The sequence below is a fragment of the Metabacillus rhizolycopersici genome, assembly GCF_020075705.1.
In genome coordinates, this window is record NZ_JAIQUM010000008.1 from 1 (window position 1) to 26892 (window position 26892).

Genomic DNA, 26892 nt, shown 5'->3' on the forward strand with positions numbered 1-26892 from the left:
GATTTCGGACAATAAAATTCAAAACCAGACAATAAAACCTTGAGCTTGGACAAAAAATCTCAAGTTCTGACAATAAATCATGATTATGGACGATACATCATTTCGAAAAGTTGAATTAGAAATCAAGCAAGTTTAAAACAACAAAGTTTACTAAAACAGCCAAAAAGAACATGACTTATTCAGTTTGAAATCTTACTGAACATTTGATAAGTAGGTGCTTTGCAGCTTCAATAGTTAAAAGGATTAGCTGACCGAGACCTTTATTGACCATGTTCACATTTTTAGCAATATCGTTTGTTGTTGAGTTGTCGTTATCGCTTCCCGAGAGCTACTACTCCTTAAAAATCAGTAATACTAAAGAACCTTCCGATCTAGAGCGCTAATACTTCATTTACGATTTCTTCTAAGCTGATTCCTATATTCTTCATAATAACTCTTACTTGATCTTGATTGCATCTTGACTAGCTGTTTTAATAGCAAAAAGCACTCGTTGCCATCGGACACCGAATGCTTACCATTGTCTATCATATGCTTCAGAACATGGACAAACAATAGAAATGTTAAACGAGAAACCTTAAAATGCGGTAGTTCTGCTTTCCTATAGCCAAAATTCAGTTATCTATAGCTTAATCAAAAATTTCTTTTCACCGAAAGGGATTTTTTGTAAATTCAAATTATATTAACGGTAGAAGAATATCTTTTGCTGAAACATCTGATGATTAATCACAACAAAATTAAATCATTACTCTTTCCTTTTCAATTTTAAGACGTTAATTTCGGGCGTGTTAAACAAGCGGAACTTTAAAAAGGAAATCGTTTTACTGCTCCCTAAACCAGCACTTACATATTGTTTCGTTTGCTTGTACTCCCATAACCCCTTCACTCTGTCTTGTGGCGGGAAAAGTCCACCGTTTTCATAATATGGTTCTGGAACAAACAGTGCACCGATAAATGGTAGTCTAATTTGTCCACCGTGGTAATGCCCCGCCATGATTAAATCATATTTTCTAAATAGATTAGCAGGATTATTCATTATTTGGTCAATTCGAGCATCAACGATTGGATAGTGATTTAATGCGATGACGACATCCGAATCATTTGCTGCATCTAGTTTTGACATTTCATTTCGCAATTGATTCCGATGTTGCACGTATTTCGCTATCCTAGCATTAGTTGGTATTGCCGCCTGCTTTTGAGGATCCAAAATAGATAATTCAAAATCAACAAAATGGATGTCAGTAGATTCCGTTTCAACTGTACGAATTGATTCTAGCAGCTTTACACCTCTTTTTTCCATCCCCTCGATAAATTCATGTTTTTTCAAATTCATATCCTCGTCATACACATAAGTTCTCGGATCCGAATTACCCGGAACAAATAATGCATGTTCCTTGTTATCGATACCTTCTAATAAAGAATAAATAGGTGCATAATTATTACTAGTTCCACTAATTAGCATATCACCAGTAAAGACAATGACATCATAGTCAATTGCATTAATTTTCTCGATTAATTTTCCCTGATTTTCTCCAAATTGTTTTTCATGCAAATCGGTTACTTGTAAGATTTTAAATCCGTCTACCTCATCCGGTAAATTGTTAATCGCGATATCTTGCTCTACCACTTTTATTCGGTTATTGTCCCAAATTGTGTAAATGATGAGGACAACAAGAAATAACAAAAGCCCTACCAAAACTCTACCCCCTGCTTTTCTCATTAACATCTCTCCATATGTTTTGTGCAAACTATTTACTTAAAAGAAAACACCCACCAATACACATAGTGAGTGTTATAAGCTTACTTCCATTTGATTACTTAATAAATGCCCAAAGACACTTCGTTTATCTTTTGCAAGCTGACCGAATTCCCCTTTTTGAATAATCATCCCCTGATCCAGTACAACAACTTGATCCGCATTACGTATCGTTGATAAGCGATGGGCAATCACAACAATGGTCATCCTTCCCTTAAGTCGATCGATCGCTTGCTGGATCTTCGCCTCATTTTCTGTGTCTAGTGCGCTTGTCGCTTCATCGAGAACAAGAATTGACGGGTTCCGTAAGATTGCTCGTGCCAGAACAATTCGTTGCCGTTCTCCTCCAGAAAGTCGGATTCCTCTATCTCCAATAAGTGTATCTAAACCTTGCGGAAGCTTTTCAACAAACTCTGCCGCAGATGAAAAGTCCAAAGCCTCCCACATTTGTTCTTCTGTAGCCTCTGGGACAACTAATTTCAGATTTTCCCTTATACTCGCGTTAAAGAGAAACGGATCTTGTGGGACATAACTAATTGCCCTGCGCAAAGATAATAGATTTTCACTCGTAATCGGTTTTCCATCAATTAATACTTGCCCTTTTTCCGGTTGGTTTAGCCCCATTAATAAATCGATTAATGTGCTTTTTCCCGCTCCAGATCGACCGACAAAAGCAGTCATTTTATTAGCAGGTATCACAAGATTAATATCCTCTAAAGCATATGAAGCCGAACCTTGTTGATTATAACGAAAGAACACATTTTGACATTCAATTTCCTGGGTAATTTGAATTGGATGTAACTCATCGTTTTCCTCCAGAGTAAATTCCTGTGCATTTCTACATTCGTCTTGCAAAGCCTTCACCGCTTTGAATGATGGGAGTGTTGTGGCAATTTGCTCCAACGAACCTTGAATACCAGCAACTCTTGGCCATAATCTCGAAAAAATAATGATGATTAGCATCAACTGACCAGACTGAGCATTAAACATATTTACCGCAATAAAGATAAACGCAGCAATTAATACCGCAGAAGCTATCTTATAATACATTTGTGAAGTCGTTTTCAAATTCGTATATTCAATTTGTTCATCCTGCATCCCTTTGGTAATTGTACGAAACCAGTCCATTCTTGACTGTTCTAACGTATTACTTTTTATATCTTTAATCCCATTAATTTGATCGGTTACACCTGCTAGGTAATCTCTTCCTAACGTGTAATTTCGATTCCCCAGTGCAAAGGATCTTTTTAAAAACTTACGATTAAAAAAGATAAGAACTAAACCACAAAGTAAAACGAAAACCGTTATATTCGGTGACAACCAAAAGGCAAGACCAATTTGAATGAAGGTAAAGATAAGTGAGGCCATAAATTGCAAAAATGAATGTGTTCCTGCACTCGAACGAGCAATCTCTGCTGTTAATAAATTAATAAGATCTGATTTTCGATGTCTTATGAAGAAATCCCAATTTGCATGCAACAAAGATCCATACGTTTCTACACGTAAGTGACGGAAAAAACCATGTTGAATCTTAGTATTTTGAATGGTAATTTGGCGTTGGATTACATTTTGCCCAATAACGATTAACACATAAATGGCTAGAATGATAGGTAAGCCTAATGTATTTGGAATGTCTTGTAAAAAAGAAAAAATTCCAGAAACAGGTGTATCACCTGCATCTAGGTTCACAATCCCGCTCATACTTATCATTGGAATTAACAATAAAATTCCAATGCCATCTAGCAAACTGATAAATATCATTGCTAGTAAATTTATATAAAGCTTATTTCCAGCATACGAATGGATCTGCTTTAAAAAGTAAATTACGTGTGTCAAGATTCGTTCCCCCTAGGGTATGAGTGCTTCTTCTTCTTTCTCAAAGCCCAAATAAACGGACGTAACGGAAAATATAAAAAGTGCAGCAGTTTTGGTAATGGCAATGTCTCGGCATCCTCTGGTAATGGATGTAAACAACTTAATACAAACAGTACTTTTTGCCTCGAGGACATTAGTGATACTAAATGACGTGCATGATACTTAGATATATCTTCAAGAACAGGATCTGTATGTAAATTAACCATACGTTCAAAATAAAAAATCGCATCCTGTGCCAATCTGAAAGAATGCTTGTTATCAAGTATCGGCTCCATCGTATCTGATATTTTTGAATGTAACAGCTTTGTCGATAAGACAAGTGCCTGTGCCCCAACGCGATGAGAATGATAGACTTTTAATAACATGTTCGTCTTTCCCCAATCGATGTCTTGCCCTGTCATTTGGTGAATATCTAACAACCAGCGAAGTCTTGACCAACCATGACGAGCCCCATGTGAAGCGAGGAAGAAAAATAAGTCTTCTTTCCCTAACAAATATACTGGATTTGTTGTGAGATTACTTTTCCGTTTTCGTGACCACAATTCTTCGAAACTAGGTTCAAACCCCAGACCAGGATTTAGTTTCCAATGAATTTCAAGTTTCATTCGTTTTTGAGGATGGAAATACGTCACATGATGATGTCGCCATTTCCAATCGTTTAGCACTGATGTAAAATAATCGTCCTTTTCATAACCAAGGTTTTCAATGATTTCCTCTGCTTTTTCGAGCTCATTAATTGGAATTAGAAAATCTAAATCACTAGATGTCCGCTGAGAAATATCACCATACAAGTCATGAGCAATCACTGGTCCCTTTAGGAAAAGAAGACGGATATGATTCTCTGTGAAAATTTTACTAACTCGCTCCATTTCGGCACTTAATTGCAACATGTTAAATGTATTACGCTTATACTCTAGTGATAGCTTTTGAATGACGTTTGGAGGAATTAGATTTCCGCTGATTTCTTTACATTTAGTATGTAGTACAGGATACACCCGATGATGAATTGCTTGCTTAATAAAGAGATCCCAATCTATGCCAACAACTAGTTCTGAGCTATTCGCTTCAATAAATTCACGGTTATCTTTCTTTAGCAATTCAAGAATTAACCTTAATTCCCTAGGTACATTTGCTAGATTAAGATTGAATTGGTCAACCATTGTGATTTCCTCCAATTTTCTTAGCAAATTTCCCGACAACCGTAAACCTCGCCATTTCTTCATAGCCCGTTATATAATAAGGTCCACTGCGCAACCAAGCATGGGCAATTAATTCACCAGACTCATCTCTAGCTGTTCCTAAATAAAGAGTGCTTTCAATTTGGCGCTTTTCTAACATTTTCATTGCCGCAATGGCTTTCACAAGGCACTGGCTTTCCCAAATCGTATACCTACTCATGATATGGACAGCTTGCGAGACACTGGCTAAGACTTTCCGATTCGAAGCCGATGAATCAAACGTCGTTTCTTCCATATGCTGCCCTAATGTAGGTGCCACTTTAGAAAATGGGATACTTTTAAGATATCGACCAAGACCTAAATAGAAAAACGATTCCAGTAAAAGCCACTTCGATTTCCAATCCATCACTAAAAAAATCCTTAATTTATTCAAGATCTCACTTTCCCCTTTAAGAAAAATAAACTAGCTGTTTAACAAAATTACGCTTCTTCAACCTTAATTAACCCTTCGTCATGTAACATGTTTAAAAAGGTCATGACCTGTTCCTCACATTCACTTTTCTTGACCTCGTATTGAGAGAGTAAAGTATTGACCAATTGATTGATTGAGGTAGGTATTTTTATTAGGTCCCATATTACACCACCCATTTCGCCCAAATTGTAGTACTTTCCATTTTCAATACTTAACATCACTTTTTCCCCATCCATATCACTTACGATATTTCCTTCACCTTGAGTAACAATGTGCCCTGTTGAAATATGTAGTGTTTTAACCATATACTTTTTCCTCCTTATTTAATGAAGCTAAAATCAAATCTGTTAACTCATGTGCTGTAAATCGAGATATCGGGCGCCGCAATTGATAAATATCGATATGTTCACATATTTTTGCAGTTGTGCTAAAATGCCAATCCATTAAGCCTAATGGAGAAATGAAGAAATTACGATACGTATGATTAAATAATGTGTTTAATCGCTGTAACTTTTGAACAGGGTTTAATTCAATCTCGGCATCTTCTGTTTTCACTAGTTCAAATACACCTGCAAGTGGCAGTGGCTTGGAAGCAAATTGATTTGAAACTGGAATCGCAAATTTGGTTTCTCTATTGAAGATTGGCTTATAGTCAATAGATTCTATTCCAAATTGATTTAAGCTTTCTATCCATAACTTTTGTTGTGGATAAGCTGGTGTTACCATTGGGATATTTTCTTCATTAAGAGTGACCGGTATGACATCATCACTAATGAGTTGGTATCCCAACTTTAAAAAGGCAGAAGCAAGAGTTGATTTGCCTGCACCTGAATCACCTACAATTGCGTACGCTTTACCATCAATTTCTAATGCACTTCCGTGTAATGGAAGAATCATCCTTTGCATTAAGAGTGCACCCATACAGGTTCCAAGGAGATAGAGACGGATTTGATCTTCATTCGCATTGCCGATTGGAGAATAATAGATTTCGTTTCCTTTTTGAATCAAATAAATCGCCATGTCAGGTAGTCGAAACATGATTAAATCTTTATTAATAACAAAATATTTGTTTTCACCAGCTAGTTCTTCCCATAATAAAGAAAGATCTGCTTTTTTGATGAGTATATCCGCGACATCACCTTCAAAATGGGATTGAGGTAATTCCGGTAAATAAATTTCACTTAATACATTTAATCCAAAAGCTTTGAAGCGATGTTTGTTGGCAATATATGTTTTCAACCGACTTTCCCCCATAACAAATAGATCAATTAATTAGCCCCTTATACTTGTTTAAGGTATAAGGGCTACTTCATACAAAATACTAAAAGTTAACTGTCGAGACCACCTAAACTAGGTTTCTTGCAACTATTATTTGACATGCCGTCATGAGTTTCATGATTTTGATTATTCGTACAATAGCTATCCGGTATGGCATTTCCAGGTCCACCCATTGTTAAATTAATATCAAGGACTTCCAATACTGGAGTTTTCCAACTTTTTTTCACATTCTCACCCCCTTTCTTCCATCAGAACTTACTTAAAAACCTGTATACGATTAAACTGCGTGTTAATAATCTAAAATCATCATCAAAAACAAATTCAGGTCGAGGTTCCTTTCCAATTCTTGAAATCGCGTCTTTTATCGATTTTATATTTAATAGATCTGCAACTTTAGAATCATTCGTTAACTGTTGTAATTCCTCTATAAAAACTCCCCAACTTGATGACATTCGATGAATCACATCTGCTGCTTGTATTCCGCGAATTTTTTGATTTAATCTAACATTTTCTGGAAGTATCCCTTTTGTTGCGCGTCTTATTAACGACCGTTCTATCCCTCCTTGAACGTATTGCTCTTCAGGTATAGCTAAGCAAAATCGTATGACACGTAAATCATTTGTTGGATCACGGTCCCAAAGAGAGTATCTCAACGATAATTTCGTTCCAATCGTTCCTGTTTTATTCCAAGAGTAGAGCTGTGTAAAATGATTTCTTCTAAATTCAAATTCGTTTTCAATATAACCACTCATATCTAATCCGGACTCTTGAAGTTTTGTAAAAATGTTTGTTTTCTGAGCTAATAATGGATTGATTAACATTGGAGCTTCATATTGAATCTGCTCATTCTTTTCTATTAAATTCGTTATCTGTGGAAAAGCTTTTTTTAAGATGATTGGAAGCATAGCTTTTTTTCCTGTTCGATAATGAAAGCAATATAAATCCAGTTCGCGATAAAGATGAATCCACCGTAACTGTTTTAATAGTGTCGTATAATAGTTGATTGTTAAATTCCATGAACCGAAAGAGATCGAATGATTTCCTCTCGCTCCATTTAAAAGGATTTTAATTCCTTGCTTTTGAGCAGTTTCATTTATTCCTTTAAGCCAAAATGAATTTTCAAAGAATTTATAAGGCATTTCCATAATCTCAAGTAAGTCATCGATTTCAGATAAGGAATTTCTACCTTTGAAATCCAAATAGTTGTCTGAAATATTTCCAACATATTCTACCGTTTCTTTTATAAATGGCCTTTCATCTGGTAGATAAGATCTAGGAGTCCAATCAATAAAATCATCTTCAGGGATATAACTAAAGGTATGTAATCGTTTATTATCTTCTTGTAATGATCTAGCAGCAAAGCTAACAACTGTTCCTGAATCTAAACCTCCACTCAATTGTGAACCTACTTCTCCATGAGTACGAAGTCTAGATGTCACAGCTGCTTGAAAAACCTCTTGAAAGGCTTCTTCATATTCTTCATTAGAATTGAGTTTTATTTTGTTAGAATGATCAATTGTGTCATACCTTGAAATGGAAAACTTATTCTGTTCGATTGTGATACTATGTGAGGGTGGAAGTTGTTTGATAGACTTATATACTGTTGTTGTCATATCAGCCGCTTCAACCATGCCTGGTATCGCTAAGAATTCGGCTAACCACTCCTCATTTAGACTTTTTTCAATATAGGGTAATGTAAATAATGGTTCGATAGTTGTAGAAAATGCAAAACGATTTTGATCACTGTAATAGTAAAGGGTCCGAGCCCCTGAAAAATCTCGAGCGCCAAAGAGTTTTCGCTTTTTTTCATCCCAAATCATAAAAGCGAAATCACCGATTAGATGCTTTGGAACGTCTTCTCCCCATTTTGAGTACGCGAGTAAAATTAATTGACTATCGGACATAGATTTCCTTTGTGATTGATCCACCTGTAATCGATCAAATAATTCATTGCGGTTATCGATGATCGCATCAGAAGTAATGGTTAATTGTCTGCCATAATCATAGTAAGGTATCTTTTCACCTATTGATTCTGGAGTAATCCATTGAGCATGGCAGCCTAAGAACACACGATCTTTTTGCCATGATTTACGATCATCTGCAGGATAATGGTTAAATGCATTCATCAAGTTTTTCATATGATCAAGGTCTATTGGCTCTTGATTTGAATTTGTAATCCCTACTATTGCACTCATTTGATCCTCCAGCCAATTACCTTTTGTTGTTGATAAACAGAGTTAATTATAAATTCATTATAAAGAACAAACGCGTGTACTTATAATCAAATTGCACTAGATTAATCATTGAACAATATTCTTTATAAAGAACATCCCTAAGTCAAAAATACCATCTTTTAAAATTAGTGTCAATCTCTAAAAAGAACAAACCAGTGTCTAGTTACGAACTGAAATTACATATCATATCTTTAAAAATTCTAGTGATTCGAAGTTTGATAGGAGTAGAAATGAAGAGATAAAATGTGTAAGTGGATGTATAATTTGTGGACCTTTCTATTAATCCAGCAAAGCATCTTAGCATCGTAAATTTAGATCAATCTGCTAACTAAGAAACGATTCGCTATCTTATTTTTTGCAAAAGCAATTTATCATTGTTATAGCCCTTATACAAAGATTGTATAAGGGCGTTTGAAATACATGTAAATAATTAGCTATGATGAATAGTTTCATCAATATCCGGTTGTACTGCATCTGGAGTTTTAATTCCAGGACCAGCCATAGTCATATTGATATTTAGCACTTCTAACTCTGGTGTTTTCCACTCTTTTTTCATAAACTCACCTCCCTTCAATTTTTTTTAGGAATCGATAAAGAATTAAACTGCGCATTAAAATCCTAAATTCAAAATCGAATACATATTCAGACTTAGGTTGGTTCTTAATCTTTTCTATTGAATCTTTAATCACATTCACGTCTATGAAATCAGAGATAATATCATCCGTTGAAAGCCGTTGACATTCTTCAATAAATGGTTGCCAAGAATATTTCATACGATGAACACCATCAGCGCCTTGAATTCCTCTAGATCGTTGGTTCAGTCTTATATTATCTGGTAATAAATTTTTAGTTGATCGCCGAATGAGCGCTCGATCAATACCATTTTGAACATATTGATCCTCTGGAACTGATAAACAAAATTGAATGACATTTATATCGTTCGTAGGATCACGTTCCCATAAGGAATGACGAAGAGATAATTTTGTTCCGATCGTGCCATTTAACCCCCAGAAATGCAGTCGATTAAACTGATTTTTTCTAATTTGATAGACATCAGTAACAGAAGCACCTATTATATCAATCCCATGTTCTTCAAGCCTTTCGAATACATTTGTCCTCCTTGCAAATTCAGGATTAATCCATTCAGGAAAATGGTATTGTTCTTTAGGTGTAAACAGACGCGAAATCGCAGGAAATGCTTTTTTGCTTACGAATTTCATCGTTCGGGATTTTTTGACTCCAATGTTTTTACTATATAAATTTACCTCTCGATATAAACGCAGGAAATTAAGCCGTTTCAAAAGGATTGCATAATAATCTAGCGGATGCCCCCAAGAGATTGTCCAATTACCTCTTTGACCGTTTAAAAGGATGCCAACCCCATCTTGATCAGCTTGCTCATAAATTCCCTTGAGCCAGAAAGCATTTTCAAAAAATTTATAGGGCATTTCCATCGTTTCAATCCAGTTATCTATTTCTGAAAAGGGACTCATTTCTGGAAAACTCAAATACTGATTAGAGATATTACCAACATAGTTAACAGTTGATTCAATTAACGGACGCTCATTCGCAACCCTATATCTGTGTGTCCAATCTACAAAGTCATCAACAGGAACATAACTATAAGTTTGTATTTCTTTGTTCCTATCTTGCAGAGATTTTGCTGCAAAACTAACCACAGAACCAGAATCCAAACCGCCGCTTAAGTGCGCTCCAACTTGTTTACGAGTACGCATCCTTGCAGTTACCGCTTTTTGAAACACCTCATGGAAGGCCTCTTCATATTCTAGATTTGATTTTAACTTTAGCTTTTCTCCTGCAATCAAGTTAGAATATCTAGAAAACTCAACTCTACCATTTGCGACTTTCATCGTATGAGAGGGAGGAATCTGTTTAATATTTTTATAAACAGTTTCATTAATTGATACTGAGTCCGTCGTAACAGGGATAGCAATAAACTCAGCAAGCCACTGCTCATTAAGTGTTTTATCAATATAAGGTAAAGAAAAAAGCGGTTCGATTAATGTACTGAAGGCAAATTTCTGCTCATTTTTATAAAAATATAGCGTTCTAGTACCTGAAAAGTCCCTAGCACCAAAAAACTGACGCTGCCTTTCATCCCAAATCATAAAGGCAAAATCACCTTCTAAATACTTTGGTGCTTCTTCTCCCCATTTTTCATAGGCAAGTAAAATTAACATGCTATCAGGTGTATCTTTTCTTTGAGAAAAATCGACTTGTAATTTCTCAAATAATTCATGACGGTTGTCAATGATCGCATCTGCAGTTATCGCCAATTGTTTTTCATAATCATAAAAAGGCAATTGCTCTCCAACTGATTCAGGTGTAATCCATTGGGCATGGCAACCAAGAAAAACATTTTCCTTATGCCATGTTCGAACTTCGTCGGCGGGAAACTTCTGCAAAGCCTTCATTACATTTCTGCCTTGTTCTATATCTATTGGTTCATCATTTAAATGGTAAACTCCAACTATTGCACTCATCTTTCCCTCTCCTACGCATGAATAAGTGTTTCTTTTGGTCTGTTTTATCTACATATATGTTCTCATTTAAGAACGATTAAGGAAACTGAACTATAGACTGATAGTTTCTACATTAAATTACTTACTTTTTTGTCGAATGGTAAGAAAATGAGAGATTTTGTCGTAAAATTTTTAATATTAAAGTCATTAAAACATGTAAAATATCGGATTTCAGGGAATTTCAGTATTGGCTACGGACAAAGAAAGTAAGTGAAAGAAATTAATTTACTTTTTAATGAAATTTCAGGGATTTTTTTAAAATCTATTTTAAAAAGAAATAATTTGAGGAGTATAGAACGAAAAATGGATATTTAAAAATAGGTATATTGTTCTATCCTCATATATATTTGATGCCCTTAACCATCCAGTATGATCTATACCATACTCGTTAAGTTTTTTGAAAACTCCTGTACGCTCGGCAAATTCTTGATTAATATGCGGAGGAAAGTGAATATCTTTACTTTTAGAAAAAATTTTATTTAAAATTGGAAATGCGACTCTAGAAATAATAGGTAATCTACGTAATCTCGCCCACCAACATTTTTACTATATTAATCTAATTCTTGATAAAGCCGCACCCATTTAATAAAACTCCAATACCTTCCTATTAAACCCTTTGACTCAGAGAATTATGTATTTGTCGGTAAGTCTCTAATCCTCTTTGCTGATTCAGCTTCTCATCTATTGATGATAAATTCACCGCATGATTTACCACTTTTGCTTTAAAATCTGTTAGATCATTTGCACAATACGGACACTGCCACTTATCCAGATTAGAACTACTGTATGATAAGTTCATACAGCGTAAGCATTGTTTTCTATACAATAATCTCCCTCCCCTGTTGAGGCATACGCAACATACAACCACACCCCATGAAAGAAAAGGATGATTGTATAGACAACTGCTCCAAATACCAGCAACATATAGATCCAACTGTTCGCTGGAATTTTTCTGAAAATAACAAGCAAATATAATAGAAGAGAAAGTAACATTTTAATCATTAGGAAATAAATTGGGTTCTGATCATATAACCAATTCATAATCATGTTAACCTCTTCAATTAAATCTAGCTTTAAACCAATATAGGATAAAATCCCATCAATGATATTTATGAAAACTAGATAATAACCGAAAAATGAAATTTTCAATAAACGATGTTAAAAATGTTGTTCTCTTCTTTTAGTTCTTAATAAAGAATCAGTATGCATAATCAATTATCTCCAACACTATAGATCTCTATCGGAAACATAATGTGTATTATATTTTTTAGAAGAGAAATAATTTATAAAATATTCTATATAAAGAACGATACTATACATTTTTAACGAACGCAACTGTTTTTCACATTATTCACTAGATCTTTTGTCCTGAATTTTCGTTTTTAGATAAATTGAGTTAAAAATGAGCAATCATTTAATGATTTCATATTATTGTGTAACACTTAGTTCCTGTTGTTCTTTATCTTCTACCTCATATCCATTTGGATTCTTCGATTGCCAACGCCATGAATCTGAACACATTTCTTCAAGCCCCTTATAAGCAGTCCAGTTTAATTCTTTTTCCGCTTTTGAAGGATCTGCATAGCTAATTCCTATATCTCCAGGTCTCCGGTCAATAATTTGATAAGGGATTGTTCTACCAGTCACTTTTTCAAAAGCATGGATCATATCCTTGACACTATACCCTGTACCCGTCCCAAGATTATAGGCACTTACACCCGACGAAGCCATGACTTTTTCAAGAGCTTTTAAATGGCCAGCAGCAAGATCGACGACATGGATATAATCTCTAACCCCTGTACCATCATGAGTAGCATAATCATTCCCGAAAACTCTAAGCTCAGACAATTTCCCTACAGCTACTTGAGTTATGTACGGTACAAGATTATTGGGAATCCCATTAGGATCTTCACCGATACGTCCACTAGAATGAGCTCCTACCGGATTAAAGTAACGCAACAAAGCGACACTCCAATTTTTATTAGCAAAATATACATCACGTAATATTTCCTCAATCATCAGCTTTGTTCTTCCATATGGATTCGTTGCTTGAAGAGGTAATTCTTCAGAAAGAGGGACCTGTTCTTGCATTCCATATACGGTTGCTGATGAACTAAAGACCATGTTATGGACGCCGAATTGCTCCATTACTTCACAAAGGATTAGAGTTCCAGTAATATTGTTGTGATAATAATGCAATGGAATCGAAACTGATTCTCCAACAGCCTTTAATCCTGCGAAATGGATAACAGCTTCTATTTGGTTTTCAGAAAAAATGGTTTCTAATTCACCTTTGTTCAGCAAATCTGTTTGATAAAATTTAAAGTCCTTTGAGGTAATTTCTCTAATACGATCAAGCGAATCTACTTTACTATTAGATAAATTATCAAGTACTACAATTTCATATCCTGCGTTTAATAATTCTACGCATGTGTGGGAGCCGATATAACCTGCTCCGCCTGTGATTAGGATTGACATAGATTTAACCTCCGAAAGATTAATTTTTAGTATTGATGATTGAGTAGTAGGAAAAATCTGACACTATTCTTAATAAAGAATTTCATAGCAGTAACATATGAATGAATTTAATCGATATCTACTCCATACACCTTCAACTAGATAAAGTCAGCCTATTATACCTATGAGATTAAAATATTGTCAGATTAAAAGAGTTTATCGTTCTTTATAAAGAACCTACTTTCATATTACACTCCTGCTAATTATTATTCAACTGTTTCAAAATATTAAATTGTAAATCCCGATGAAACAATGAGATATTGTTAGTTTTAATATGCACTTATTTGTTTTATTACCATATTGTCCAAGCATTTTGAAAATTACTAGAATTTAATAAAGTACGTAATATTATTTAACAATAGGAGGAATGATATTTTTTATGGTTAGTTCTAATGCAACCTATGTAGTAGAACTTGATCGCTGGGGTATTAAGAATGATGGAACAGATGCTTTGAATACGACGAATGGTATTAATAGTGCATTCTTATGGGCAAGGGATAATAATCTTTATACTGTTGTATTACCAAAAGGTCAGTATCTTATTGATAAAAATTCTTCTGTATTACTGCAAAGTAACACACATTATAAATTTTATGATTGTTTGTTCATTAAAGAGTCAAATAATCTAACTGTCTATTCTATTCTTACTTGTGATGGAATTAAAAACGTCACAATTGAAGGTGCTACAGTAAAAGGTGATAGAGAAACTCATAATTATTCAAGTGGTGGCACTCATGAATGGGGACATGGTATTGAATGTAAAAATTCATGTTATAACATTTCAATAAAGGATTGTGAAGCATATGAATGCACTGGAGATGGATTTGTAACTTCAATGGATTTTTCTGCAATAGGTGGAGCTCAGCATCCGGCACATTTTGCAAAGGGTGACATTAATAGTCAAGGAAATATCGATAACACAAAGACCAACTATACTACAGTTTCTAAATATTTTGATATAACTGGAAACTTAGTAAAATCTGTTGGATACTTTTATTACGCTGGTGATGGATATGGTGGGTATGGTACTGGGAGTAATCTTAATAAAACTGTAATAAAAGTGCATTTTTACAAATCTGATGATACCTATCTTGGTTTTAGAAATACTCGTTCTTATGAATTTATCTATTTAGATTCATTACCCGTGGGTACAGCAAAAGTCAGATTTTCATTCTTACAGAACTATGATTTAATGAGTGGAAATTTACATTATGTCATGTGCGCTAAAATTCCGCAGTATATAAATTTTTCAAATTGTAAATCACATAAAAATAGAAGACTCGGTGCATCAATTAATGGTGGAAGATTTGTAACATTTGATAGTTGTGAAATTTATAATAATAGCAATCCTTTGAGTAAATCTTCAGGTACCAATCCAGGATATGGAATAGATGTTGAAGATGGATACATGACGAATCAAAAAATCACAATTAGAAACTGTAATATCTATGATAATAGAGCAGGAGCATTTGTTTGTGTAAGCACAAGAGGCGTACATGTAGAAAATAATAAATTTAGAGGATTATTTGTTTTTTCTGGTAGTGGAGACGATTATTTTTCTTTGAATAATATGTATTATGGTGGAATCTCTGGTAGATCTATAACTAGTGGAGTTGAAGTGGATGGAACATTTTGTACATTTAGAAATGATTCTGTATTTGGGGAATCTGTCTCGATCTTAGCTGGTAATACTACATTAGAAAATTGTGTTTTCTCTAAATCAAGCCTTTCATTAGGAGGGGAAACAGCAAAAGTTATCAATTGCAAACTTACTTTTGATGACCCAGATAAAAATGCTGCATTTGGATTTTCTGGAAAAAATGTAGAGATCTATAATTCTTTATTTGATATTAGAAGATCTAAAGGTACATCTTCTGCTTCTTATAATTCCAGTGAAAATGTAATATTATCCAATGTAAAGTTTATAACAAGAGAAACAAGTGGTGGGCATTACGTTGGAACTAAAAATTTAATTGTAAATAAATGCGAATTTAATCATAGTGGGAATACTACTAATTATAGCCGCATGATGGTATCTGAATCTATGAAAGTTGAGGATTCAATTTTCAAAAATCAATCATTTAGGTTTGACGGTGGCGACATTAACGGAACAGAAAAATTAGCAAATGAAACAGGTTATATTACACATAGTTTTAAGAATAACAAAATAATTTGGGATGCACCAAACTCAACATATACTCACGAAGCTAGAGGACCTGGCATTGCCTTTCTTTATATACCAAGAGTGGAGATTTTTAATAATATTTTTCATGTTATTGACAAAGGCATTTCAATTGGTTCCTTGTACACATTAAGAATATTCACAGAAAATCATTTGAATCTTTCTAATAATACAATTCTCACTACTAAAACTTCGAATACTAACACGAAAGGAACCATTACAATAGAGGGTGCTTATAGGAAAAGTGGCTCAACGATAGTAATACCGAAAACAACTATTGTTGATCAAAACAATATTAAAATAAATTCAGATATAATATATACAAATAATGTAAAAGATCAATTGTAATTGGATATCTTTTGTTTACTAAGAATTCTAAATCTATTTTTATTTAATGTGAGAAGTGAATCAATTTCACAAGTCATAATTCCACAGCAAAAAGAGAATGTAATAATCATTATTAATATCAACGTTCACTAAAAAGTGAACGTTATCGGATTTTATTTTTCTATTATTCGTGTTTATCTGCTAATTTAGCAATTATGGGATTGACTCAAGTAGCAAAGAATTTACTTTAAATGTTAAACTTCTTTTCCTTTTCTACAATTAGGGTTAATTCATAGCCACTAAAAAAAGATAACAAGGAACATATGCATCACAGAATTATCACAAGATAAAAAATTTAAGGTATTTCGTTAATTATTTGAGACGGATCATACAATCCATTGGCCTTCCTTTTAGGTATTACTTTAATATGCCCTTACAAAACGAAAACGCCTTGTGAACTGCAATGTATGCTAGTTCAGAAGTTTTTTACTTCTAATTTTCTGTTTTCAGTTCTAAGTAAGTCAATAGACGCTTTTCATTACTTTAAACAAAGATAGCCTACATCCTGACTCTATCTGTATAATATTCTAATACAGATTTATCGACATTTTCATCAAATTTTCTTGCGAAATATTGATTCGAACTCTCTATTGAATCAATATCATTCATTGTTAAAATCTTTGGGTGATTTCTGGTTTTAAAAGTCTCACCCCATTTTATATATAACAAATTATTATTTTCTACTAAATCTTTATAAGTCGAATTCATTATTAAAGTTTGAAAAAACCATTCATCTGGACACAATGCATTTTCGAAAGCAAGATAATACCATTTATTCTGATCTAAAAACTCAATAATATATTTTACAACACCAATTGGAATGCAAAACCATTGCGAACCATGATAAAAAGAGAAATTTTCTGGCAATTTATAAGGATTAGGAAATATATTCAATCCTTTACCATATAAACCCATGATAACTCTTCTTAAAATCCTGAAAGGATTAAACGTATTATATTGTTTCCTTGTCAACCTTGGCCAAGAAACATCCAGAAAAGAAGCATCTAAACTACTTCTTTTAATATGACTTGCTGTCATAAATATTTTATTTTTATTATTCAATAAATACTCCTTAAATCCGTTTTTCACTAATAAGTCTTGACCACTTCTGAAGCAAACAAAATCATATTTTTTTTGAGTATCAAATACATTCTTTAATAATAGCACCGTAGCATCTATCTGACTTATATCACCCCATCTTACGTTTATACTTTCTTTCAGAACTTTAACATTGGGGCTTTTTAAAATTTTTTCATTAATTTCATTATAATTTTGTTTATCTATATGTATAAATACATCAGCTTGCTCTTCTGTAATAATCTGGTTGATAAATTTATTTACTTGATTAGGGTTTTTATGAATTTGTAAGATATATGCTGTACGTGGAACAATAGAATTCATTTTCTTATATTCTCCTCTACTTCATATGTTGTAAAATTCTATTTATAAAATAAATTCAAGAAATTTTATATCTTTGTTAATAAGAAACAATATCGTTAAAAAATTACAGTAGTGTTTCTTAATAGATAGAACCTCTTTTCAAAGGCAACCTGAAAATTACCCCTTTATATAGCTAGGGAAAGATGTTAACCAAAGTGCTAATTTACACCATAATTACGTCCTCCACATGTTATTTATAACTAATACTACTTAGACTAAAATATAAAAATCATAATAACTAATAGAAAGGACACACGGTTTAATAATTAGGTTGCTTTATTACTTACAATATTTAAATCATTACGGTCTAAAAATACTTTTTTGTCAATAAATTGAAGAATCGGATGGTAGATTAAATTAATGATATATGATGTAAATAGACAAAGTAGTAATAACCAGAAAAGGATTAACACTGGGTATCTAGGTGCAAAGATTAATTCTGAAAGAAATGTTATATAAAAGAACATATGAGTCAACCAGATATTCGTTGAATGATTTCCAAAAAAAGTTAAGACTTTTTGAATGAAGATTGTTTTATCCATAAGATTAAAGAAGCATATAAAAGCTATAGCTGTTAATGGAGCAATAAACATTGACTCATAAATGGCATGAATTATAACTAATAAAAATATACCGAGTACACAAAATAAATTTTTATGGGTTAAATGATTGTACTTACTGTAAAGTTTTGAATAGATCTTTTCCTTAGCAAAAATAGAACCTACAATAAAAGGAAATTGTGATGTACCTACTAATACTAGAGCAGTTACAAATAAATTTATTACTGTGCTATCTCCAAAGTCAAAGACATGTTTTATACGTTGAACATAACTCAAGAAATATATAATTCCTGAAAAAATAAATAAGCTAATAGAATTATATTTTTTTATTAATTTAGTGAATATTGGTGATAATAGAACAAGAATAATATACGTCTGCAAAAACCACCATGCTCCATTATACGAGTTTGATATTACGAAGAAATTCAGAAGAAATTCTGTTAAACTACCTAATATAATATCTATCTTTCCAACAAAGAAACCAATTATTACAAATATTAAAAGAATGATCCAATAATTAATCAATAATTTAAAAACACGGAGAAAATTCTTCCTTTTGATATACATCTGATGCTTACACATAACCATATATAAACCATAACCACTTGCAAAACAATAAATAGGCACACATGCATCACCAAATACACCAAAATAATAGATTAAAGGCACCCCGTTAAATAAAGGAAATGTCTCATATAATCCATTAACCTCTTTCCTACCAAACAAATGAAGGAGTAGCATAAATAATATTGCTACTCCTTTTAATACCTTCATATCTTTTTTGGAGATTTCCAAAATAGTTGGACTCCTTTCGGACTTGTACATTAATTACCTGAATTCATCCATCAATACTAAGATTAACAGAGAATATTACGTTATAAGAGCATTTTATATGCAGTATTTTTTGCATACATTCTGAAACACAAAAATATAAAATTTTATACAATTTTTTTCTACACTTAATATTAATTAAATAAACTTACTTTTATTATCAATATCCTCAACTAACTTTATAAAATCTACCTTTTTTATATCTCTGTATTATATTATTAACTAGTCCAATAAATATATTTTTTTCATATTTATTCATACCTGTAAACCACAATATACAGGTATATATTATGATAAATATAATAATTTTTATCAAGAAAACATTCCAATTTCCAGCAGGTACTATATTAATTATTGTTACTCTAAACACTAAACTTACTGCAAATGGAATGCTCATATAAATAATATTTTTCCAAAACTTAAGTATATCAATATTTATCTTTTTCCAATAATAAAAATTCATAATAATTATATTTCCAATAGTAAATGCTAAAGCAGTAGCAAGTGCAGCGCCAATAGCACCCCACCATTGCACAAAAATAATGCTGAGAAAAACATTTGCTATAGCTACGGTAGCATAAACAATGGTTTTAAATTTTTGCATATTTTTTGCTTGTAGTATTAATCCTCCCATTCCTTGTATAAGAGGTACTATCATTGGAACTAAAATTAAAATTGCTATAATAAAAGAATCGTTATAATCCTTTCCAACCCATAAAAAAATAAATTCATGTCCAAAAACAATAAACCCACTTAAAGCAAATGAAATCACAATATATTGAAGTCTTCCTATTCTGATAAATAAATCTGATATTTCTTTATCAGATACTTCTTTTGCAACCATTCCTGAAACTTTACTTAAAAACACATTGGATATTGCCGCTGAAAAACCAGAAAAATAGCCTGAAAAAGATGCACCTATTGTATATATAGAAACTGCAACTGTACCGCTATAAATGCCTAATATAATTTGATCAGTTGACCAATATATTTTATCTATTATTAAATTTAAAAATATAAAAAAAGAAAACACTAGTATTTCTTTTAATAATACTGTTTCAAATTTTTTGAACTTTATTTTAATTTTCAAAATTTTAAAGCAATAAAAAATATTTATTAAAATAGTTATAAAATTTAGAATAGTAGTTACTACAGCCATAGATATAGACCCATATCCCATTAATAATAAAGGTAACATTATCATAGGACTGATAATAGAACTCACTATCCCCAAAACCTTTTGAAAAATAAATTTTTCATGTGCCAGCGAAATAACACTAAAAAAACCAAAACCTATCCCTAAAGATATATTTATTACGGTTATACCCATTATTATTTTTAGTTGATTAATCTCATCTATGCTTAGTGAGTTCGAAAAAATTAAATGTGAATTTAATGTTAAGATTGTACCTAAAACTAAAGCTAGAATTCCTAATATTCCATACATTATACAAAACAGTCCGTATAAATTTGAAATCTCTAATTCATCCTTAAGTACTTTATACTTTGCAGTGTATTTAATTACTGCATTACCTAATCCAAAATTTAACACTCCAACGTAACTTACTGCTGCTGTAGCTAAACTAAATAAGCCATACTCTGATTGACCAAGAAGTTTTAACATTACTGGAGTGTAAATTATTGATATAGCACTACTAATAAACAACGCTAAATATGATAATATTGCACCTGCCTTAAGCTGACTTTTCATTATTGTAACTACCTTTCATATCTATCTTTTAACATAATCAATCGTATAATGAATTTTATCTCTGATATAGAAGTAACATATTTTCATTTAAAATTACTTCTAAACTTTTCACATAATGTATCTCTGTATAAAAATTGTCTAAGATTATTAAATGCTTTTCAATTCTATGATTTAGTCAAACTCTAAGAAATTCTAATATGATTTGAAAATTCAATAAACTTTTTTATTTCAAAAGTATCAAATTTTTCTTTAGCTAGATTACAGGTAAATTTAGCACGTAAATCAGGATTGATTATTAATTTTTTAACAGCATAATAGAGATCATTTTCTTCAATATTTACTATTAACCCTGTTTTTCCATTATTAATCTGTTCCCTGGCACCATTTACATCAGTAGTTACAATTGGCTTATGTAAACATCTTGCCTCTATTAATGTAATACAATATCCTTCATACCTAGATGGCTGAACATATATATCACTTTGCTCTAGATATGGATATGGATTTGAATCAGATCCTAATAAAATAAATTTATCGTTTAGAGAATACTTATCAATTAATTTTTCATAACTTTCTCTAGCGTTGCCTTCTCCCACACAGTACCATTTCACATTAAAACCCTCGTTAATTAATCTTGCCATTACAGAAATAGCCAAATCCTGCCCTTTTTCCATCGTTAACCTACCAATTGTCAAAATTCTTATACCATCAAAATCATCGTCGAATCCAATACCTTCTTTCGCTTGCCTTTGAATAACTTTAGATGAAACAATGTTATGAAATACTTCTGAATTTTCTTTTACAATTGGAACTAAACTAATTAACTTTTTTCTTGCTTCCTCAGATACAACAAAAATCTTATCAAATCTTTTGTAATTTTTTGATGCAAAATGCTTATCAAATCCTATTTTTGTAACATCAAAGTGAATCCATTGTATTCTCTTTTTTGCTTTTATTTTGTTTGTAACAAAATAGCTGATGAATTCCATTGGTCCAGCATAAGCTACCGCAATATCATATTCCTTTTCAATTTCAGGATAATTATTCAAAATATACTTAAAGAAAATACTTCTGTCTTTACAAGCCTTTGAAAGTAAATGAAAAAGAAATATATTAAAAGCATTTATCAATTTCCCCAATTTTAACAACTGCAAAGCAGTTTTATGTGGTGGATTGTTAAGTATGTCTTTCATATTCTGATAATGATTTAAATATTCTACCTTAACTTCAGATGGAATAGAACTTAGAAAATCTCCATATTTCTCTAACATTAATATAGTAATTTCATATTTTCCTTTCGGAATCTCCGCAATCATGTTAAGCAAAGCCTTTTCAGTTCCACCTACATTCATATTAATTATCATAAAAATGATTTTCTTTTTCATATAATCCCTCTAATATTATCTTGATTTAGAAATTTACTAAGCTTTGAAAACTGATTTTTAGCATCATTCGAGATCATTTCCAAGTCTATTTTATTATTTAATGACCTATTAAATGTATTTTCATCAAATTGTAAGTAAAGTTCATTCATATTTACCAGAACATCTATAAGATTAATATCCTTAAACATATTAGTGGTTTTATCGCTATATATGATTGGCATTAATCCGATTCCAAGTAATAAGGCTAGAATATTAGCGTGAAATCTAGCTGCAATAAACAAATTAAAAGAAGCTATAAGAGCAATAGCTTCTTTTAATTTCCCTTTGTATTCATATATAAATACTTTGTTTAATGTTTCAGTGGAAAGAATAGATTTAATTTCATTGATCACTTGTAAATCTCCCTCTTGTTCACAAAAAGACATTAAACAGCATTCATATCCCTTACTTACAAAAGATTCAATCGACTTTACTGTACTACTAATATAGTCATTATGGTATTTCGATAAACCTTTTTTATGTCTTACATCAATTATTGAAAATCCAATCCTTTTTTGATCTGTATTAGTCTTATAATCATTTATTTCCATCTGAAACACAATATCTGGAGCATGCCTAACTTGAGGTAGGCTTTTAAATAACTTAAATGAATATAAATCTCTAAAACAAACATCGTCACAAAGTTTAAATAACTCTTTGTAATCATTGAGAAACTCTGCTGACTTAAAAGGTCCAAAATTTGATCCAAGAATAAATACTGATTTCCCTCGATTCTTAAATTCCTTAATCATTTTAATCCGATCTTGATACAGTGTATGATGATAATCTTCTTCTCTAAAAATAGAACCACCAATAAATAATAACGCATCATGATCTATAGCAACTGTATCATAATTAGTGATTGAATCAGAGATTTTAAGTCGCTGCCCTATTTTATTTATTAGTGAATATTTCCTTCTCTTAACATTATTATATTGGGAAATAAATTGATCGTAATTATTTCCTAAATAATTTATTGTAAACTCACTATTAGGGAATTTCTTTGCAAGGATATCTAAAAATAAATCGTCTCCTAAATTAAATTGTAAATAAATATCTACAAAAATTTTCTTCATTTCTATCACCATCTTTAACTTTCAATTAAATTGTAAAAATTATTTATCTGATTAACGGAACTATATGGTTCTGTTGATTCTAGTTTTTTCAAAACCTTTTCTCTAAAAACCTTTTCATCCAAATACTTTTTAACACCGTTAAATATACTCTCTATATCATGTTTAACAATTAAACCATCTACTTCATGTTGAATGATTTCTTTTGCTGTAGGAAAGCTGGTGCATACAATCGGCCTCTTTAAAATTTTAGCTTCACTTACTGTAAGACCAAATCCTTCTTTTAATGATGTTTGTACATAGATATCACACTTTCTCATATAAATGTACGGATTAATTTTTTTCCCCAGCAAAATAAAATAGTCATTTAATTCATATTCCTCTATCAATTTTTGAAGTTTATTTCTTTCAGGACCTTCTCCAACACTAAACCATCTAAATTTATATCCTGAATTCTTTAGTAATTTTGCTACCTCAATAGCTTTTTCATAGCCCTTTGCTGTTACTAACCGTCCTACTGTTAAAATATTAACTAACGACTTATCAAATTCTCCAGCATCTTCTTCAAGAGACATTTTATAAATCATATTTGGATCAACTATATCTAAAATTAGATCAACTTTATCCTTATATTCTTCTCTAAGCTGAGACACTGAATTTTTTGTATGTTCAGAAACAGCAATAATATTATCTATTTTACTGTATGACTTATAATCAAAATCTTTATCATACAAAGTATTGACATAATCAGTATTAATCCATGCTAATTTTTTTGATGCTTTAACCTTATTCGCTGTTAAATAAGTAGGCATTCCTTGACTATATGCTATTGCAACATCATACATTTTATTTAGTGGCCTAATATTCTTGTTTATACTTTTATATACAACCTGCTCACTATGTAATACGTTTTTTTTATAATTATTTACTCTTAAATTTAAAGAAGTCTTGGATCTATAGTAAAGGTTTTTAAATGTGAAATTGTTTCCTATAGAACTAAAATATTTAGGTACTGGTAAAATATTTATATTTGATGGAAGATATTTTTCTAGATCTCCACCTCTTTTAATTAGCAATAAATCTATATCGTATTTAGAGGCATCAATTAAATTTAATAACGACACTAAACTTTTTTCTGCTCCTCCAATCGTTAGTGAATCAATAACAAACAAGAGCTTTTTATTCATATACTCACTTGCTTTCTAAATATTAATTTCCTTTTTAGAATTCTTAGCATATTTAAATAAAGACCGTAAATAATACATGATTTATAAAATTTATTTTTTATTAAAAATAAATAAGGTTTATAGTACATACTAGTACTTCTAAATTCACCTTTATATTTCACAATATAAGGTATAGAAAGCAATTCCTTTACATTTTGACTAACTTTTTTAATTCCTATTTTTTTCACATTATTACTTTGCTGTTCTACGATACTTAGTATAAAATCTTGAATACGTTTTATAATTATTTGCTTACTTTTTTGTTCATCTAATTTAACCGAACGAAATATTTTTTCAAGGTATTTACAAACCATAATATTATTATTTATATAATTTATTGAGATGTTTGAACTAATGCTTCCCTGATTCAGTCTATTGTAATTATATAAATACTCTTTTATTGCAGCAAATACCTTGCAATGAGATACATATTGGAGAACAAAAACTAAGTCCTCTGACATAAAAATATTTTTATCCATTTTTAAATTATACTTGACGATAATTTCGTTTTTAAATATCTTACTCCAAAGGACTCCTCCTGTACCATTACAGACCATTTCCATAAAAGAATGTAACGAAACACTATCGTTAAAATTAAAATCTGTATGATTTTTTATCCCATATTTAGAATGATCTTTATAACCACAACAGACTAAATCAGCGTCTGAGCTTATCGTTTCTTTTAATAATAGTTCAATATAATGCTTATCTACTGTATCATCGGAATCTATAAAAACTAAATACTCACCTGTTGATGTTAGAATCCCCTTATTTCTGGCTTCAGATGGTCCACTATTTTCCTGATATAAATAAATAATACGGTTATCTTTTTCTTTATATTCCATAATAATTTGTTCACTTTTATCAATTGATCCGTCATTGACAATAATAATTTCAATTTTTGAATATGTTTGATTTAGTATGCTTTCTAAACAAGTAGAGATATAATTCTCACAATTATAAACTGGCACTATGATACTTACTATCGGAACCATCCTTACCTCCCTTTATTAATTAACAATTTGATATAACTTTTCTAATTCATAATTATTACTATAATCTGTATTTTTACAGTTATTAATTAAGGTCTTTCTTTTTCCTGAGTCCTTATACAATCTTTCAATTCCTGTTGTTATTCCTTCAACGGATAACTCTGTAATACATCCGTCAATTCCATCTTTCACCTGGCTATTTGCGGTTGTATAGTTCGTAATCATTACAGGTTTTGAAAGAATTTGAGCTTCACCCACAGTAACTGCCTTTCCCTCGTATCTAGAGGGTTGTACATATAGATCTGCTTTTTTTATATATGGATATGGATTAGTTTTTTTCCCTAATAAAATAAAGCTATTCTCTAGTTTAGATTCTTTTATCAGATCTTTGATCATAGATTCGTCGCCGCCATATCCCACTACATACCAAGCAATTTCATCATACCCTTTTTCTTTCAAGATCTTTAAAGCTTTTACTGCATTATCGATTCCTTTGGCATGAGATAATCTGGCCACTGTAACAATTTTAAATCTATTGTCCTGCACCAATGGGTTTTCAACTTTTTCATTAGCCATCTCTCTAATGAATTCTGGTGATGTTATATTTTCGATTACAATAACCTTATTTTCTAATTCCCCATATTTATTCAAAAATGAAGTTTTACATGCTTCTGAAACAGCCACTATATAATCGAATTTCTTCCACATTTTCAAGTCCATTTTAATATCTGTTTCAACCTTTGAAAAATCTGTATGAATCCATGCGATTTTCTTTTTCGCCTTAACTTTTTCAGCAACAAAATAATGTGGCCACAGATAACTAATCGCTACATCGTATTGTTTATTCACTTCAGGAAGATATGGTAAAGCAAACTTCCACATTAGCTGCATTTGATAATAACCGGGCTCTGATAATCCTTTTATTTTCCCTAAAAAGTCAGCATTTATCTTGGAAAAAATTCGTGATAGCCCTATGCTATACTGTTTATTTTTTAAAGTTTCTCCTATTGATTTTCTAAAAGTAGTGTATTGCGGAATTTCGTCTAATAAATTTACTTTATTAGAAACTAAATTCAGAAAATCACCTTGATGTCTGTATAACATCAAATCAACAGCGTAATTTGCGTAATCAAAGTTGTTAAGCATGCTAATAAGACTTCTTTCGACTCCTCCAACTTCCATATCAAAAGAGGCTATCAATATATTTTTCATTTCT

20 protein-coding genes and 1 pseudogene are annotated in these 26892 nt (G+C 31.6%); 1 reads left to right on the plus strand and 20 read right to left on the minus strand.

The features are described from left to right. Positions 1–742: 742 nt before the first annotated feature. The 12 genes and pseudogenes from K9V48_RS05375 to galE form a co-directional block, all read right to left on the minus strand. Positions 743–1717 (minus strand): metallophosphoesterase, encoded by a 975-nt coding sequence (locus K9V48_RS05375; protein WP_224137549.1) that lies wholly within the window; start codon positions 1715–1717, stop codon positions 743–745. Positions 1718–1789: 72 nt separating this feature from the next. After that, the gene (locus K9V48_RS05380; RefSeq protein ID WP_224137551.1) at positions 1790–3589 is read right to left on the minus strand and encodes an ABC transporter ATP-binding protein; all 1800 of its coding nucleotides are present in this window, start codon (positions 3587–3589) and stop codon (positions 1790–1792) included. Continuing rightward, complete coding sequence (locus K9V48_RS05385; protein WP_224137552.1) at positions 3586–4788, minus strand: nucleotidyltransferase domain-containing protein; 1203 nt, start codon at positions 4786–4788, stop codon at positions 3586–3588. The genes K9V48_RS05380 and K9V48_RS05385 overlap by 4 nt, the downstream gene beginning before the upstream one ends. Then, a complete protein-coding gene (locus K9V48_RS05390; RefSeq protein ID WP_224137750.1) occupies positions 4781–5212 on the minus strand; it encodes a lasso peptide biosynthesis B2 protein in 432 nt (143 codons plus the stop codon). Before K9V48_RS05390 ends, K9V48_RS05385 begins: the two co-directional genes overlap by 8 nt. A 74-nt stretch (positions 5213–5286) precedes the next feature. After that, the gene (locus K9V48_RS05395) at positions 5287–5583 is read right to left on the minus strand and encodes a lasso peptide biosynthesis PqqD family chaperone (RefSeq protein ID WP_224137553.1); all 297 of its coding nucleotides are present in this window, start codon (positions 5581–5583) and stop codon (positions 5287–5289) included. Continuing rightward, entirely contained in the window at positions 5576–6532 is a 957-nt protein-coding gene (locus K9V48_RS05400) for an HPr kinase/phosphorylase (RefSeq protein WP_438803868.1), read from the minus strand. The genes K9V48_RS05395 and K9V48_RS05400 overlap by 8 nt, the downstream gene beginning before the upstream one ends. A 164-nt stretch (positions 6533–6696) precedes the next feature. Beyond that, positions 6697–6783 (minus strand): annotated as a pseudogene (locus tag K9V48_RS05405) (paeninodin family lasso peptide); the annotation flags it as partial. 21 nt (positions 6784–6804) lie between these two features. Then, positions 6805–8751: an asparagine synthase-related protein gene (locus tag K9V48_RS05410; protein ID WP_224137557.1), complete on the minus strand. Its 1947-nt coding sequence runs from the start codon at positions 8749–8751 to the stop codon at positions 6805–6807. Positions 8752–9220: 469 nt separating this feature from the next. After that, the gene (locus tag K9V48_RS05415) at positions 9221–9346 is read right to left on the minus strand and encodes a paeninodin family lasso peptide (protein WP_224137559.1); all 126 of its coding nucleotides are present in this window, start codon (positions 9344–9346) and stop codon (positions 9221–9223) included. 4 nt (positions 9347–9350) lie between these two features. After that, complete coding sequence (locus K9V48_RS05420) at positions 9351–11294, minus strand: asparagine synthase-related protein (RefSeq protein ID WP_224137562.1); 1944 nt, start codon at positions 11292–11294, stop codon at positions 9351–9353. An 834-nt stretch (positions 11295–12128) separates the two neighbouring features. Beyond that, entirely contained in the window at positions 12129–12482 is a 354-nt protein-coding gene (locus K9V48_RS05425) for a DUF5658 family protein (protein ID WP_224137563.1), read from the minus strand. A gap of 279 nt (positions 12483–12761) precedes the next feature. Beyond that, on the minus strand, positions 12762–13811 hold the full coding sequence (gene galE, locus K9V48_RS05430) for a UDP-glucose 4-epimerase GalE (protein WP_224137565.1): 1050 nt from the start codon (positions 13809–13811) through the stop codon (positions 12762–12764). 418 nt (positions 13812–14229) lie between these two features. On the opposite strand from galE, the gene K9V48_RS05435 reads away from it, so the two are divergent. Next, positions 14230–16380 carry a right-handed parallel beta-helix repeat-containing protein gene (locus K9V48_RS05435; protein ID WP_224137567.1) on the plus strand — a complete coding sequence of 717 codons (2151 nt, stop codon included), beginning with the start codon at positions 14230–14232 and terminating at the stop codon, positions 16378–16380. A gap of 537 nt (positions 16381–16917) precedes the next feature. Here K9V48_RS05435 and K9V48_RS05440 read toward each other — a convergent pair. The 8 genes from K9V48_RS05440 to K9V48_RS05475 form a co-directional block, all read right to left on the minus strand. Beyond that, a complete protein-coding gene (locus tag K9V48_RS05440; RefSeq protein WP_224137569.1) occupies positions 16918–17820 on the minus strand; it encodes a beta-1,6-N-acetylglucosaminyltransferase in 903 nt (300 codons plus the stop codon). Positions 17821–18125: 305 nt separating this feature from the next. After that, complete coding sequence (locus tag K9V48_RS05445; RefSeq protein ID WP_224137571.1) at positions 18126–19214, minus strand: acyltransferase family protein; 1089 nt, start codon at positions 19212–19214, stop codon at positions 18126–18128. A gap of 205 nt (positions 19215–19419) precedes the next feature. Continuing rightward, complete coding sequence (locus K9V48_RS05450) at positions 19420–20961, minus strand: lipopolysaccharide biosynthesis protein (protein WP_224137573.1); 1542 nt, start codon at positions 20959–20961, stop codon at positions 19420–19422. 182 nt (positions 20962–21143) lie between these two features. Further along, positions 21144–22346: a glycosyltransferase gene (locus K9V48_RS05455; RefSeq protein ID WP_224137575.1), complete on the minus strand. Its 1203-nt coding sequence runs from the start codon at positions 22344–22346 to the stop codon at positions 21144–21146. Beyond that, positions 22343–23461, minus strand: coding sequence for a polysaccharide pyruvyl transferase family protein (locus tag K9V48_RS05460; protein WP_224137576.1), 1119 nt, complete (start codon positions 23459–23461; stop codon positions 22343–22345). Before K9V48_RS05460 ends, K9V48_RS05455 begins: the two co-directional genes overlap by 4 nt. 14 nt (positions 23462–23475) lie before the next feature. Further along, a complete protein-coding gene (locus K9V48_RS05465) occupies positions 23476–24645 on the minus strand; it encodes a glycosyltransferase (RefSeq protein WP_224137577.1) in 1170 nt (389 codons plus the stop codon). Beyond that, a complete protein-coding gene (locus tag K9V48_RS05470; RefSeq protein ID WP_224137579.1) occupies positions 24642–25679 on the minus strand; it encodes a glycosyltransferase family 2 protein in 1038 nt (345 codons plus the stop codon). The genes K9V48_RS05465 and K9V48_RS05470 overlap by 4 nt, the downstream gene beginning before the upstream one ends. 15 nt (positions 25680–25694) lie before the next feature. Continuing rightward, positions 25695–26888, minus strand: coding sequence for a glycosyltransferase (locus tag K9V48_RS05475; protein WP_224137581.1), 1194 nt, complete (start codon positions 26886–26888; stop codon positions 25695–25697). Between the last annotated feature and the right edge of the window lie 4 nt (positions 26889–26892).

Excerpts from the sequence above, each read along its gene's own strand:
- K9V48_RS05410 (WP_224137557.1), bottom strand. The coding sequence starts at position 8,751 with ATGAGTGCAATAGTAGGGATTACAAATTCAAATCAAGAGCCAATAGAC.
- K9V48_RS05455 (WP_224137575.1), bottom strand. The coding sequence starts at position 22,346 with ATGAAAAAGAAAATCATTTTTATGATAATTAATATGAATGTAGGTGGA.
- K9V48_RS05390 (WP_224137750.1), bottom strand. The coding sequence starts at position 5,212 with ATGGATTGGAAATCGAAGTGGCTTTTACTGGAATCGTTTTTCTATTTA.
- K9V48_RS05470 (WP_224137579.1), bottom strand. The coding sequence starts at position 25,679 with ATGGTTCCGATAGTAAGTATCATAGTGCCAGTTTATAATTGTGAGAAT.
- K9V48_RS05475 (WP_224137581.1), bottom strand. The coding sequence starts at position 26,888 with ATGAAAAATATATTGATAGCCTCTTTTGATATGGAAGTTGGAGGAGTC.
- K9V48_RS05440 (WP_224137569.1), bottom strand. The coding sequence starts at position 17,820 with ATGAATTCTATTGTTCCACGTACAGCATATATCTTACAAATTCATAAA.
- K9V48_RS05460 (WP_224137576.1), bottom strand. The coding sequence starts at position 23,461 with ATGAAGAAAATTTTTGTAGATATTTATTTACAATTTAATTTAGGAGAC.
- K9V48_RS05435 (WP_224137567.1), top strand. The coding sequence starts at position 14,230 with ATGGTTAGTTCTAATGCAACCTATGTAGTAGAACTTGATCGCTGGGGT.
- K9V48_RS05385 (WP_224137552.1), bottom strand. The coding sequence starts at position 4,788 with ATGGTTGACCAATTCAATCTTAATCTAGCAAATGTACCTAGGGAATTA.
- K9V48_RS05375 (WP_224137549.1), bottom strand. The coding sequence starts at position 1,717 with ATGAGAAAAGCAGGGGGTAGAGTTTTGGTAGGGCTTTTGTTATTTCTT.
- K9V48_RS05465 (WP_224137577.1), bottom strand. The coding sequence starts at position 24,645 with ATGAATAAAAAGCTCTTGTTTGTTATTGATTCACTAACGATTGGAGGA.
- K9V48_RS05450 (WP_224137573.1), bottom strand. The coding sequence starts at position 20,961 with ATGAAAAGTCAGCTTAAGGCAGGTGCAATATTATCATATTTAGCGTTG.
- K9V48_RS05420 (WP_224137562.1), bottom strand. The coding sequence starts at position 11,294 with ATGAGTGCAATAGTTGGAGTTTACCATTTAAATGATGAACCAATAGAT.
- galE (WP_224137565.1), bottom strand. The coding sequence starts at position 13,811 with ATGTCAATCCTAATCACAGGCGGAGCAGGTTATATCGGCTCCCACACA.
- K9V48_RS05395 (WP_224137553.1), bottom strand. The coding sequence starts at position 5,583 with ATGGTTAAAACACTACATATTTCAACAGGGCACATTGTTACTCAAGGT.
- K9V48_RS05415 (WP_224137559.1), bottom strand. The coding sequence starts at position 9,346 with ATGAAAAAAGAGTGGAAAACACCAGAGTTAGAAGTGCTAAATATCAAT.
- K9V48_RS05400 (WP_438803868.1), bottom strand. The coding sequence starts at position 6,532 with ATGGGGGAAAGTCGGTTGAAAACATATATTGCCAACAAACATCGCTTC.